Source organism: Orientia chuto str. Dubai (genome assembly GCF_000964595.1).
GTDB classification, from domain to species: Bacteria; Pseudomonadota; Alphaproteobacteria; order Rickettsiales; family Rickettsiaceae; genus Orientia; species Orientia mediorientalis.
This window is the reverse complement of record NZ_LANP01000013.1, coordinates 20,910-33,875: the sequence shown is the minus strand read 5'-3', so window position 1 is coordinate 33,875 and position 12,966 is coordinate 20,910. Positions and strand designations below refer to the sequence as shown.

Below are 12,966 nucleotides of genomic sequence, written 5' to 3'. Positions count from 1 at the left end.
GTTGCTATACTGCTGAAAATTTTTAATAAGTTTTATACATGGAATATTACGCCATTTAAGATTATTTTTAATTGTTGTCCTATTTTCAACCTCAATAAAACCAGCGTCTCTTAATTCTACTAGGCATTGTCTAACCCTGCGTTGACCAACATTTAACTTATCCTCAAAAAGCTTATAACTCTCCTGTAATTCCTCTATATCGTTGTTATAATAGCGCTGCAGTCTAAATACTATGAATGATAGGAGTTGTTTAGAGGTTTTACTTAAAGCTTTTTTATTATCTCCAATCAGATCCTTCCACTCTGAGGGAATAAAATTTCCAATAAAATGGTAAAAAATTGTGTCATTATTGGCACTGTTATTTTTAGTAAAATTACAACCATTGGTTAAAATATCGCGTACTATATGTTGCACTTTTTGCCTCCAAAAATACAGCTATAGCAGGTAGTTTTAGAAATAATTTTTTATAAATTATTCTAAAATTTTGATTCAAAAGGTCGAATATAGGGAGCATAATTATTCTTATGCAAAACCTATTTTTATCTTCATACTGATTCTATCTGCCTTACAAGACCAGTTTACCTATAGGAATGATATCCATGTATAAAACTTATTAAAAATTTTCAGCAATATAGCAAAAAAGGCAAAGAAGAAGCCTTACCAGAAAAAAATTTTCGCTCCAACGCGAAAGAAATTTCAGGTCAACCTGAAACTTTTTTCAGGGACATATATAGTATTAAATAAAATGGTCTATAATTAAATATAGAAATATATTAAACAAGTATACTATAGAGTATTTAAATGTTTTTCGAGCTAATATATTATTTCTATCATTAAATAACATACTAGCATAATATAAGAATATAATTCCAGAAATAGTAGAGCATAGTAAATATATCCAGCTAGCTATATTGGTAAAGTAAGGCAGAGAAGCAGCAATAACTGTTAAAAAAGTATAGACTAATATGTTATATTTTGTATAATTGCTACCTTTAACTAATGGTAATATTGGTATATTAGCTAATTTATAATCATTTGCACAATATAATGATAGTGTCCAGAAATGCGCTGGTGTCCATAAAAATATTATTAAAAATAGTAGTAAGCATGTTATATCCATATTATTAGTTGCAGTACTATAACCTATTACTGGAGATAGTGCACCAGCTGCTCCACCAATAACAATGTTTTGTGCAGTTCGTCTTTTCAACCACATTGTATATACAATAATGTAGAAGCAAATAGAAATTAATAATAAAATGCTAGATAAGTAATTTATAAATATAGCCATTACTAATACAGAAAAAAAAGCTAAAATTATACCAAATACAAGAGCATTACTAGGTGGTATTTTTCCTGTAACAGTAGGGCGATTGCAAGTTCGTTTCATACAACTATCAATATCAGCATCATACCACATATTAATAGCTCCTGCCGCACCTGCACCAGCGCTAATACATAAAATTGCAATCAATGATGATAAATGATAAATTTTATTTGGAGCAATAAATAAACCAGTAACTGCAGTAAAAATTGCTAGCAGCATTACATTGGGCTTCATTAACAAAAAAAAATCTTTTATAGTGCAAGCTGCTAAAGGCTTATTTTTTTTATCAGAAATGCCATGCAAACTGCTTGAATTTAGCATATTGCTTTAATTTAGTGATTAACATCTTTTGGTAACTCATGAAAACAATGATAAGGTGGAGGAGAATCTAAGCTCCATTCTAAAGTTGTTGCTCCTTTTCCCCATGGATTAGCTGAACATTTTTTTCCATATAATATTGTATAAATTGCTATATACACAAAAAATAATGCAGAAATTATTGAAATCGTAGAACCTATAGATGACACCATATTCCAACCAGCAAACGCATCAGGATAATCTGGAATTCTTCTTGGCATGCCAGCAAGCCCTAAAAAATGTTGAGGAAAAAAAGTAATATTCACTCCAATAAATGTGAGCCAAAAATGTACTTTTCCAAGTATTTCTGGATATTGGCGCCCTGATATTTTTCCAATCCAGTAATAAAATCCAGCAAACGCTGAAAATAATGCTCCTAGAGACATTGTATAGTGAAAATGTGCAACTACATAATACGTATCATGTAATACCCTATCAATTGATGAGTTAGCTAATACTATTCCGGTTACTCCACCAATAGTAAATAGTATAATAAACCCGATACTAAATAACATTGGAGTTTTGAATTCTATCGAACCACCCCACATAGTAGCTAACCAGCTAAATATTTTTATACCAGTTGGTAGAGCTATAATCATTGATCCAGCAGTAAAAAACATTAATGTTTGTAGAGATAGTCCAACTGTAAACATGTGATGAGCCCATACTAATGTACCAATGAGCCCAATAGCAATCATTGCTCCTACCATACCTAAATAACCAAATATTGGTTTTTTAGAAAAAGTTGCTATAACATGGCTAATAATTCCAAAACCTGGTAAAATAACTATATATACTTCAGGATGTCCGAAAAACCAAAATAAATGCTGAAATAATACTGGATCACCACCACCAGCTGGAATAAAAAATGAGGTATTAAAGTTACGATCCATTATTAGCATAGTAATTGCTCCTCCTAGAATCGGAATTACTATAATTAACAGAAATGCAGTAATTAGTATTGACCACACAAACAATGGAATTTGCAATAATCCCATACCAGGAGCCCTCATATTAAAAATAGTTACTATAAGATTAATTGATCCAAGAATTGATGATAGCCCAACTAAATGCAAACTAAAAATTATCATATCAACTGCAGCTCCTGGATGTCCTAAACTACTACTTAAAGGAGGATATAGAGTCCAGCCAGTACCAGCACCTTCATCAACAAAAACTGATGCAATAAGTAAAATAAAAGCTGGTATTAATAACCAAAAGCTAATGTTATTTAATCTTGGAAAAGCTACATCAGGAGCACCAATCATCAATGGCACAAACCAATTACCAAATCCACCAAATAAAGCTGGCATAATCATAAAAAACACCATTATTATAGCATGAGCAGTAATTAATACATTGAAAAGTTGAAAATTTCCTCCCAAAAAATTATTACCAGGTACTGCTAATTGTAACCTAAAGATAAAAGAAAATACTCCACCAATAATTCCTGCTGAAATAGCGAATATTAAATACATACTACCTATATCTTTATGGTTAGTTGATAGTAACCACCTACGCCATCCTTGAGGAGTATCACTATGTGTGTTGCTCATAGTATTTCATTTTTTTAGAATACTTTAAAATTAGTTACTAAGCTAATATACATTATTTAAATACTATAGAATAACATACTTAAAAAAGTATTTAATGTCACTTTAAAATTATCAATTATTCTAAAGGCAAAAGCAAAATTGTGCTAACTTAATTTAGCACAGTATTAAGGACTAATTTACCATATTGTTCTAATACACACCCTATTTTTGCTATTATAATTTCTCATAAAGTTAATAAACTGGCTAACTGAATCAACTATATCATCATGCTTTCCATATGGAAAGCTAGTAATTTCACTCAGAAACAATGCAAGCCATGATGCACTTCTTGGTATTAGAACATTACCAGATTCAAAATATGGTATTGTAAATGAAAATCTTGTTACCTTATCTAATTTTGGTTTCTGTGGAAAAATATTAATAATTCCTTGTGATTTTAAATCCTGTATTAATGATTGTCCACTAGCTTTATCTTCAATAAGAATATACCTATGAGAACCTTTAGTCATATAATCTGTTACTAGAATTTTTAGTTTTGGATAGCTTAGACGTTCTCTAAATATATTTAATAAATAGTAATATTTTCCACTCACCCCCCAAGTTGTACAAGCTGTATAATCGTTATTATCATTAATCTTAATAGCTGTATCCCAGCTCTGTACAGTAAAATCAATATTTTTAGGATATTGATCGTAATATTGAATCATATTGTGTTCAAGTAAGCCTATAGTTTTTTGCATAGGAGATTGAAGATATTGCGCTGCAAAATTATGTATACCTAGTTCATTTTGAATTATTTGTAAATTTTCCAACTTATCTCTAGCCTGATGCAATACATCCCCAGGTCTAATAGCTATAAATTCTTTACCTATTTCATATCTGTATTCTTTTTCAGCTATAGCAGGTATTCTAAGTACTTTCCATAAATCATGTGTATTCTTTAGCAAATACCCACTTAAATCTTCGGTATGAAGCCTTTGCATTATTAATACTATTGTACCTTTATTTTTATCGTTTAACCTAGTTAATAAAGTTTGTTCAAACCATTCTATAGCTTTATTTCTAATTTTCGTTGAATTAATATAAGTAGGATTATGTGGATCATCAATAATTAGAATGTCTCCTCCTTCCCCGGTTATACTACCTCCAACTGAACTAGCCAACCGAAACCCATGCTTGGTAGTCATAAATTTATATTTCATGTTTTGCTTTCTACTCAGAATAGTATTTGGATACAACTCCTGATACCATTTAGATGTTATAATTGTTTTAGTATCAATAGAATGTTTTGTGCTTAAATTCTGAGCATAGCACGCTACTATAATTCTTTTTGTTGGATTTTTCCCTAAAATCCAAGCTGGCCATGCTACACTTACACATATTGATTTTAAAGATCTAGGTGGTATATTAATAATTAATCTTTTTATTTTACCATAAGTTGCATGTTCTAGATGATTAGCTATTAGATTAATGTGCCAATTTGGTTGAAATTTAATCCCAGGATTAATAGTATTAAAAGTTTTATTAATAAAACTGGCTAAGTCCACTCTTAATAATGAATTAAATATTGCTGAATAATTAGCACATTCTAGATCAGACATTTTTTTTGTTTAAAATTAGATAACAAAAAGTTCTTACTGCAATTTATACAACTGAATTAACATAAATAATAACATGTTATAGTTGTAAACTAAGTAATAAATTTTAAATCAAGATAATTAACTTTGATGAATTACCAATACGGTTTTAATACAACCATAAAAACACTAATAATTATTAATAGTGCCACTAGCTCATTAATAACTCGGTAAAACATTGCTGACTTTTTATTATTTCGACCAACAAATCTTTTATGGTATCTAATAAATAGTCCATGTATTGTTAAAAGAGATAATACTGATAACATTTTAATATGAAACCAAGTATCGTAAATTGTGACATTATAGATAAAAAATAAAATCCCTCCCATGATTAATACTAATAACATCGATAATGTCATAATAAATATGAGTCTTTTTTCCATAGTACAAAGCATATCATATGACTCAGAATTATGATGTATTTGACTATGATATACGTATAATCTAGGAAGATATAACATTCCAGCCATCCAAAAAATTACTGATACAATATGTATAGATTTAAAGTAATCATAATAGTTTTGCATTTGTTACCTAATTTTTATGTATACACTGTATAAATTTTTGTGGACATATTCTACCACAACTTCCTGAAATAACATCATTATTACTATCAATAGCTTTTAATGTCAAATCCGCTAGCCCATCTATAAAAAAACTATCTACTCCTAAAGTTTTAATTCTGCAATAACTAACTCCATAATTTTTAGCAATATCAGAATACTCTATGTCTAATTCAACCAGAGTTTCTACATGCTCAGAAACAAAACTTATAGGTACAATTATAATATTTTTTTTATTTTTTGCTGCATAGATAATTTCAGACTTTGTATCAGGCTTTAGCCATTCTAGAGGTCCTATTTTGCTTTGATAAGATATTTTCCAATTTAACCCTTCTACATTAAGTTTCTTTACAATTGATTGCACTGAGATTTCAATCTGCCATTGATATGGGTCTCCTTGTGTAATAAACTTTTTTGGTAATCCATGAGCAGAAAATAATAAAATGCTATTAGAAAAATTATTAGTATAACTTTTAATTATATTTGAATATCCATCTACTAAAGCAGTATTAACTGGATAACAGCAAACTGTTTTAACTAAAAGATCAAAATTATTTCTCAGTAAGCTATTCTTAAATTCTTCTATTGCAGATAAAGTAGTACTAATAGAAAATTGAGGATATAGTGGTAGCAATATAACTTTTTCTGGTTGATATTCTTTTATCTGTAAAACTACTTCATTGATCATTGGACTCCAGTGACGCATAGCTACAAAAACCTCATAAGGATGAAGTAATTTATTTTTTAGTGTTGCTCTTAGTGCTTCAGATTGTAAAATTGTTTGAGGTAAAATTGGAGATTTTCCTCCAATTTTTTCATAAAGTTTTTGTGAAGACTTATTTCTTATTAAAGATATTGCTTTAGCAAGTAAAAACCTCCATGGATTTGAAAGTTGAATAATATATTTATCGTAAAATAAGTTAAATAGAAATTGTTTAACTTCACTGATTTTATCAGGTCCTCCAAGATTTAGTAGAACTATTGCTGTTTTATTTTTTTTACTCACTAAAATGATAATTTTTTACTAATTTTACTACTAACTCAACATTTTTAATTGGAGTTGCAGGTAAAATACCATGTCCTAAATTAAAAATAAACCTACCTCTTGAAAAATAATCCATAATTTTTTTTACAGAGTTCTCAATAACTGTACTATCTTCTGATAACATTATGCTAGGATCTAGGTTTCCTTGAACTAAAACATTTTTTTGTAATTCTAGCATTTCTTCTAATGGCAATTTATGATCACAGCTTACTCCATCAACTCTAGTTTTTTTCACATATTCGTGGTATAAGTTTCCTGCTCCTTTGGGAAATCCAATAATTTTAATATAAGGAAATTTTTCTTTTAGTGTTTTAACTATTATAGATGTTGGTTTTATTACATATTCATAAAATTCTTTTTTTGGCAAGATTCCAGCCCAACTATCAAATATTTGAACTATGTCTACTCCTGCTAATATCTGCTTTACTAGGTAATCTATTGTATGTTTTGTTAAAATATTAACCAGTTCTAAGAGAGTTTTTTGCTTGTTATTAACATTTATTTCATAAAAATTTGGAATGTTTTTACTATTATAACCCAAGATGTAAGTTAGTACAGTCCATGGTCCTCCGCAGAATCCTATAATTGATTTTTCTCTCTCTAATTTTTGCTTTACTATACTTATTGCTTCACAGACTTTGTTAATTTTATTGCTTTGTACTTTTTGCATTTTCAGATCTAGCAAATGTGGAATTTTTTCTACTGTTGGACCTAAGTTGTTAATGAATTTTATTTCTATTCCTAAAGAGTTAGGAAGTACTAAAATATCTGAAAAAATTATAGCTGCATCAAGATTGAATCTTTTTATGGGTTGTAGTGTAATTTCAGCTGCTTTATGTGGATTGTAACATAGTTCAAGGAAGTTGTTGACAGTTTTTCGGACTATTCTGTACTCTGGAAGATATCTACCAGCTTGTCTCATAAACCATATTGGAGTGTAAATTTTTTTTGAATTGTTAAATGCTTTTATGATTTTCTTCATAATAAATCTTTATAATTTTAAATTATTATTGGGTTATTGATTATGTAAAGTAATTTTAGTGGATTATTTTATATCCACATTTTTATCCACATTATAATTCTATTGAATTTAAATTAAACATCTTAATATACAAGAGGTACAATAAGCAAAAATTATATGTATCAACAACCTGTAGACAATATAAATATGAATATTCACATGTTGATAAAAAGTATAATAATGCTTTAAATAAGCTGTAGTTTAAAAAACTTGTAAAAAATTACTATAGTTATCCACAATATTATCCACGTATAACTTATAATGTAAACTTTTTTGTGAGGAGAGATTTTATCTAAAAATATTAGACATCAAATCATAGGTTGTATATACTATATCTTATTTAATTGAATAAATTATTATTAGATTATTTGTTAACTAATAATAATTTATTCAAGATAATAATTAGTATCAATAAAGTATGTACATATGATTATTTATGAATAACACAAACAGTACTAACAATGTAGTAAAAGATAATGAAGAATGTCAATTTTGGAGTAGTGCATTAGGAATTTCTCTTTTTGCTTTTGGATATGTAGCAGCAATATTTATGGGTATATTGATGTACTTCTATAAGAGTAAAGCTAAACGACTAGAGAAAGATTATCACTGTATACCTAATTCTATGGAGATTACTCCTAGTTCACATGTTTGTTTATCTAGTAGTGATAAATGTGAAATAAGTGAATTAGTTGTAGATTGTAATGAACGAGATGATTTAAATGACCAAAATGGTCCATTTGTATCAAATATTGTAGAAAATGAATGTTATTTTATAGTAGAATCTATACCACAATTAGATGTTCATTGTAATGGACAGCATATTACAGAAAATGTGATAGAAGGCATATTATAGAAAATAAGAAATATGCGGCAGCAAATCAATTTCTGGAAGGTATAAAAAGTATATTTAATAAGGCAATAAAATGGGGGTTAGTAGAACAAAATCCTATACTAGAAATAGAGAAACATAAAATGCAAGCAAGAGAACTTAGTCTAACTTACGATGAAAATGACGAAATTTTTACAGGAGTATATATAGAAATGAATACGTTGATAAAAGATTTCATATTATTAAAAAATTATGCGAAAGGATGGCATTGAAAAATTCTCTTTAAACAAAGATATATTCCCTTTATAAGCCCGTAGCGGCTAATAACTTGAATTGAATATTCTGAGCAAGTAGGAGTAAATCTGCAATTTGGCTTTAAATACGGAGAGATACAAAGCTGATAAATTCTAATTGATAGAACTACTACTATAAAAATAACATAGTATACTATATGTACTAGTTTTTTTAAGTAAAAACCAGCTAGCATCTTAACAAATCATTAATAGATGTTTTTGCTCTAGTATTATCATCAACTTTTTTAATAATTACAGCACACTGTAATTGTAAATTACTTAATGAAGTCTCTGGTAAACTGCCAGATACTACAACTGAATTAGATGGAATATAGCCATAAGTTATTTTTCCAGTTTCTAAATCAACTATCTTAGTTGAAGCATTAATACACACTCCAGCACCTATAACAGCACCACTTTCAACTATAACTCCTTCAGAAATCTGGCTCCCTGCTCCAATAAAGCAGTTATCTTCAATAACCACTGAGATATTTTGTATTGGTTCAAGCACTCCTCCTAACCATACTCCACTAGAAACATAGCATTTATCACCAACATATACACATGCTCCAACAGTAGCCCAACTATTAATCATTGTACCACTACCAACATATGCTCCTATGTTAACAAATGATGGCATTATCACTGTGTTACAACCAATATATGCTCCTTTTCTTATAATAGCTCCTGGTACCACTCGTATACCAAGTCCTTTAAAATTGTCCTGCTCTTGCTCGGATCTAGCAGGATGAAACTTTAGCGGAATTTTATCATAATAACAAGTAACCTGTGTTGAGGTAAAAACACTATCATGTAATTTAAAGTATAATAATATAGCTTTTTTAACCCACTCATTATTATACCACTTTCCATCTTCTTTTTCACAAGCTTTAATTATACCATTATCAATATCATCTAAAATACTCTGTAGCCATCTACATGCTACTTTATAATCTTCAGCACCTTTAACTAATTTATCGCGCTTTTGCCAAAAATCTTCAACTTTATTAATATATTTATACAGCTTACTGGTATTTTTTTTCATTACATTTACTCTGTTGTCAAAAAACTTTTGAATAACTTTTGCTCTGCATATAAAATAGGTAAGCTAATTTAATAGAGCAACAAAATTTTAAACATAAATGCAGATTTCTTGTCCTCAATGTAATACTATTTTTGCATTGCCTAATAATAAAAATTTTAGTTTTGAAAGTATAAAAAAAATCAAGTGTTCACAGTGCCAACATATTTGGAGCGGAAAATTACAAGATTTAATATCTGTGCCAATAGTTCCAGCTAATTTTCATACAACAGATTACAGTTATCAGTTAGGTAGCAATATACCATCTTTATTAAGCAGAGAACAATATCCAGTATCAATATCTAGATACTTACTAATACTACCGGTTATATTAGCTATTTTAATATGGCCACTATTATTTTTAACAATCAAATATAATTCCGCAGCACAAGAGATAGTTCTAGGAGAAACAAAACATATTTCATTGCATGATGTTACATCAACATATATTCCTGAAACTAATAACAGAATAATACAGTATAAGCTATTTAATAATTCCTTAGCTACCGTTAGCCTTCCAGTGATTAAAATATGTACATATGACCATAATAAAAAATTAATACACTCTCATCTATTTAGTAATGAGAGCTTACAATTACCTGCAAAAACTTATGCGATTGTCAAAACGAAATTTTATAGTAATGAGACTCAACTCAAAGTTTTAGTATAAGTTTAGGCAACAATTTATTATTTATAGCTAACTAAAAGTGAAAAAAATTTATATTTTTATACTTATATTAATATAATACCACAAACACTAATTAGTACTATGAAAAAACAATATTCATATGTAAAGCTAATGCCACGCTTACTTGCATTGGCTTTAGACACATTTATCATTGGCATACTTTCCAATCCATTTACACAATATATATATAACTACCTACTATATTTTAATAATTTGCGTTTACCAGATATTACTAACCAAAATTTAGCTCAACTGCAAGCATTTTTACTATCACCTAAGTATATTACTGTTCTTGTTGAATTCGTTTTAATATATATAGCAATATTATTTATATATTTTGTTGGATCATGGATAAAATTTGATACCACATTGGGTAAGTTAGTAATGCGAATCAAAATCATAGATAGTACTACTTTTAGTAAGCCTAGTAAATCTCAATACATAAAAAGGTTTTTTGGATATTCACTAGGAATATTTAGTTTGCTTATCATACCCTTTGACAAACATTATAGAGGAGTACATGATAAAATTGCTGGTACAACTATTATAAAAATATAAGTAAATAATTTTACTTTATTAATTTGAAAAATACTTTATTATAATTGTGAAAGCACTTTGGAAAGTTACCAAAGGTTGGTATACAATATAATTGGCAGCATAAAATTAATTTGAGGTATATCTGTTACTACAGCTTATTATACTCCTATTGATAATGGGTTATAACACACAAATACTTGCTGCTGCTCCTCAAGCTTGGCAGATGTATTTTCAGCCTCAAGTAACTGAGGCTATGGCATCAATACGTTATCTTCATGATTTTGTTTTAATTATATTAGCTATGGTTGTGCTAACTGTTTTAGGACTGCTGATCTATATATGTACAAAATTTAATGCAAAATCGCATCCTACCCCAATGTATTTTTCTGCTAACTATAAACTAGAAGCAATCTGGACTTTGATTCCTGCATTGTTGTTGGTTATTATTGCTATACCGTCTTTTAAAATATTATCTAATATAGAAACAATTCCACCTATAGAAATGAATATTAAAGTGGTAGGGTATCAGTGGTACTGGCATTATCAATATCCAGACCATGATAATATAGGATTCAATAGTAATATTCTTGATGATAATGAATTAAAACCTGGAGATCTCAGACTGCTAGAAGTAGATAACAGATTAGTTATACCTGAAAATACATGGATTAGATTTATTGTTACAGCTGGTGATGCAATCCATAGTTTTGCAGTTCCGGCTTTTGGTACTAAAGTTGATGCTGTACCTGGAAGAATTAATGAAACATGGATTAAAGTACAAAAGAAAGGGGTATATTATGGTCAGTGCTCAGAGCTATGTGGAGTCAATCATGGCTTTATGCCTATTGCTATTGAAGTAGTTTCTAAAGAAGAATTTAATGATTGGATTAAAAACGCTAAGCAAAAATTTGCTGAATAATAACGAAAACAATACATATGCTTAATATAATTGCTAAAGCATTAAATCATAGTAGTATAAAATCAACGAGTATTTATGCTAGAGTTAGTTTAGAACCAGTAAGGAGCTAAAGTTACACAGATGATGAATGAATATACTGGAAGCTCTTTGCCATTATACTGATAATATAAATAAGAGTATAATGCACATTAACGTACGTGTAATCTAATTATCATAGGTGCTATCTGCGTTTGAAGATGTTTAGCTAATTTAAACATTATATTAGTTACTTTGCAAATGAATTGCTTTAAATCTTTCACTATGCTAGTTAATTTTCATTCCACTGGCAATCCAATCTATGTAAAACCTAATTACAACACTTAATTTTTTATTCTAAATATTTGATTATTTTAAATTGCACATTATGTTTTTAAAAAATTTAGTTATAGTATTATATATATAATATATTATTGCCTGCTATGTTTGTTAGTTTATCGAAGCCTGCTATAGTTCTCATAATATCATCTCCATCTGGAGCTGGGAAATCAAGCTTAGCTCAGGCTATTATTCGAAGTAATAGCAATATTAAATTTTCAGTGTCAATGACAACTAGAGAAAAACGTAATAATGAAATAGATGGCAAAGATTATATATTTGTAACAAAAGAACAATTTGAAAAAAGTATTAATGATAATATCTTTCTTGAGTTTGTTAAAATATTCAACCACTATTATGGTATTCCAAAATCTGAAGTACTGAAAGATCTCAATCAAGGCCAAAGTATTATTTTTGATATTAACTGGCAAGGGGCTAGGACTATTAGAAAAGTTTTACAATCCTATGCTGTTATTAGTGTATACATACTTCCTCCATCAATTCAGGAGCTAGAAAATCGGTTAAAAAAACGCAATAAGGATTCTCTAGAAAGCATTTATCATCGCTTAGAACAGGCAAAAGAGGATATTCAGCATTACAACGAATATGATTATGTAATAGTAAATGACAATTTTGATCAAGCATTAATTGCTTTGCAGTCGATATTGATTGCTGAACAGCTTAAATTAAGCAAAATACATTTTAAAAAAGATTATAAATTTTAAATTAATATAAAAATGCTTTACTTTTTCA

At 28.7% G+C, this 12,966-nt stretch carries 13 protein-coding genes and 1 pseudogene; 5 read left to right on the top strand and 9 right to left on the bottom strand.

All coding sequences use genetic code 11. From position 1 onward, the window contains the following. The 7 genes and pseudogenes from OCHUTO_RS02635 to hemE form a co-directional block, all read right to left on the bottom strand. Window positions 1-414: pseudogene (locus OCHUTO_RS02635) on the bottom strand (hypothetical protein); the annotation flags it as partial. Window positions 415-736: 322 nt separating this feature from the next. Continuing rightward, a complete protein-coding gene (gene cyoE, locus OCHUTO_RS02630; RefSeq protein WP_045797281.1) occupies window positions 737-1,648 on the bottom strand; it encodes a heme o synthase in 912 nt (303 codons plus the stop codon). An 11-nt stretch (window positions 1,649-1,659) separates the two neighbouring features. Then, window positions 1,660-3,240, bottom strand: coding sequence for a cytochrome c oxidase subunit I (gene ctaD, locus OCHUTO_RS02625; RefSeq protein WP_045797280.1), 1,581 nt, complete (start codon window positions 3,238-3,240; stop codon window positions 1,660-1,662). A gap of 176 nt (window positions 3,241-3,416) precedes the next feature. Further along, entirely contained in the window at window positions 3,417-4,841 is a 1,425-nt protein-coding gene (gene terL, locus OCHUTO_RS02620; RefSeq protein WP_052694624.1) for a phage terminase large subunit, read from the bottom strand. 131 nt (window positions 4,842-4,972) lie between these two features. Beyond that, the gene (locus OCHUTO_RS02615; protein ID WP_045797279.1) at window positions 4,973-5,407 is read right to left on the bottom strand and encodes a CopD family protein; all 435 of its coding nucleotides are present in this window, start codon (window positions 5,405-5,407) and stop codon (window positions 4,973-4,975) included. 7 nt (window positions 5,408-5,414) lie between these two features. Then, a complete protein-coding gene (gene hemH / locus OCHUTO_RS02610; RefSeq protein ID WP_045797278.1) occupies window positions 5,415-6,455 on the bottom strand; it encodes a ferrochelatase in 1,041 nt (346 codons plus the stop codon). Beyond that, window positions 6,442-7,470, bottom strand: coding sequence for a uroporphyrinogen decarboxylase (gene hemE, locus OCHUTO_RS02605; RefSeq protein WP_045797277.1), 1,029 nt, complete (start codon window positions 7,468-7,470; stop codon window positions 6,442-6,444). Before hemE ends, hemH begins: the two co-directional genes overlap by 14 nt. 475 nt (window positions 7,471-7,945) lie before the next feature. Between hemE and OCHUTO_RS02600 the strand changes: the two genes are divergently transcribed. After that, window positions 7,946-8,365 carry a hypothetical protein gene (locus OCHUTO_RS02600; RefSeq protein WP_045797276.1) on the top strand — a complete coding sequence of 140 codons (420 nt, stop codon included), beginning with the start codon at window positions 7,946-7,948 and terminating at the stop codon, window positions 8,363-8,365. A 226-nt stretch (window positions 8,366-8,591) separates the two neighbouring features. Here the strand turns inward: OCHUTO_RS02600 and yidD are convergent, their stop codons facing one another. Then, window positions 8,592-8,828 carry a membrane protein insertion efficiency factor YidD gene (yidD, locus tag OCHUTO_RS05195; protein WP_084215354.1) on the bottom strand — a complete coding sequence of 79 codons (237 nt, stop codon included), beginning with the start codon at window positions 8,826-8,828 and terminating at the stop codon, window positions 8,592-8,594. Next, the gene (locus OCHUTO_RS02595; RefSeq protein ID WP_156961281.1) at window positions 8,822-9,658 is read right to left on the bottom strand and encodes a 2,3,4,5-tetrahydropyridine-2,6-dicarboxylate N-succinyltransferase; all 837 of its coding nucleotides are present in this window, start codon (window positions 9,656-9,658) and stop codon (window positions 8,822-8,824) included. The genes yidD and OCHUTO_RS02595 overlap by 7 nt, the downstream gene beginning before the upstream one ends. 118 nt (window positions 9,659-9,776) lie before the next feature. Here OCHUTO_RS02595 and OCHUTO_RS02590 point away from each other — a divergent pair, with 118 nt between their 5' ends. The 4 genes from OCHUTO_RS02590 (at window position 9,777) to gmk (ending at window position 12,938) form a co-directional block, all read left to right on the top strand. After that, on the top strand, window positions 9,777-10,385 hold the full coding sequence (locus OCHUTO_RS02590) for a zinc-ribbon domain-containing protein (protein ID WP_232296952.1): 609 nt from the start codon (window positions 9,777-9,779) through the stop codon (window positions 10,383-10,385). A 99-nt stretch (window positions 10,386-10,484) separates the two neighbouring features. Then, window positions 10,485-10,961, top strand: a complete 477-nt coding sequence (locus tag OCHUTO_RS02585) for an RDD family protein (protein ID WP_045797274.1) — start codon at window positions 10,485-10,487, stop codon at window positions 10,959-10,961. A 154-nt stretch (window positions 10,962-11,115) separates the two neighbouring features. Further along, window positions 11,116-11,859: a cytochrome c oxidase subunit II gene (coxB, locus tag OCHUTO_RS02580; protein WP_045797273.1), complete on the top strand. Its 744-nt coding sequence runs from the start codon at window positions 11,116-11,118 to the stop codon at window positions 11,857-11,859. Window positions 11,860-12,317: 458 nt separating this feature from the next. Beyond that, entirely contained in the window at window positions 12,318-12,938 is a 621-nt protein-coding gene (gmk, locus tag OCHUTO_RS02575; RefSeq protein WP_045797289.1) for a guanylate kinase, read from the top strand. The last annotated feature ends 28 nt before the right edge of the window (window positions 12,939-12,966 follow it).

What these genes read in the sequence shown, in the direction of transcription:
- cyoE (WP_045797281.1), bottom strand. Translation starts at nt 1,648, where the DNA reads ATGCTAAATTCAAGCAGTTTGCATGGCATTTCTGATAAAAAAAATAAG.
- ctaD (WP_045797280.1), bottom strand. Translation starts at nt 3,240, where the DNA reads ATGAGCAACACACATAGTGATACTCCTCAAGGATGGCGTAGGTGGTTA.
- terL (WP_052694624.1), bottom strand. Translation starts at nt 4,841, where the DNA reads ATGTCTGATCTAGAATGTGCTAATTATTCAGCAATATTTAATTCATTA.
- OCHUTO_RS02615 (WP_045797279.1), bottom strand. Translation starts at nt 5,407, where the DNA reads ATGCAAAACTATTATGATTACTTTAAATCTATACATATTGTATCAGTA.
- hemE (WP_045797277.1), bottom strand. Translation starts at nt 7,470, where the DNA reads ATGAAGAAAATCATAAAAGCATTTAACAATTCAAAAAAAATTTACACT.
- OCHUTO_RS02600 (WP_045797276.1), top strand. Translation starts at nt 7,946, where the DNA reads ATGAATAACACAAACAGTACTAACAATGTAGTAAAAGATAATGAAGAA.
- yidD (WP_084215354.1), bottom strand. Translation starts at nt 8,828, where the DNA reads ATGCTAGCTGGTTTTTACTTAAAAAAACTAGTACATATAGTATACTAT.
- OCHUTO_RS02590 (WP_232296952.1), top strand. Translation starts at nt 9,777, where the DNA reads ATGCAGATTTCTTGTCCTCAATGTAATACTATTTTTGCATTGCCTAAT.
- OCHUTO_RS02585 (WP_045797274.1), top strand. Translation starts at nt 10,485, where the DNA reads ATGAAAAAACAATATTCATATGTAAAGCTAATGCCACGCTTACTTGCA.
- coxB (WP_045797273.1), top strand. Translation starts at nt 11,116, where the DNA reads ATGGGTTATAACACACAAATACTTGCTGCTGCTCCTCAAGCTTGGCAG.
- gmk (WP_045797289.1), top strand. Translation starts at nt 12,318, where the DNA reads ATGTTTGTTAGTTTATCGAAGCCTGCTATAGTTCTCATAATATCATCT.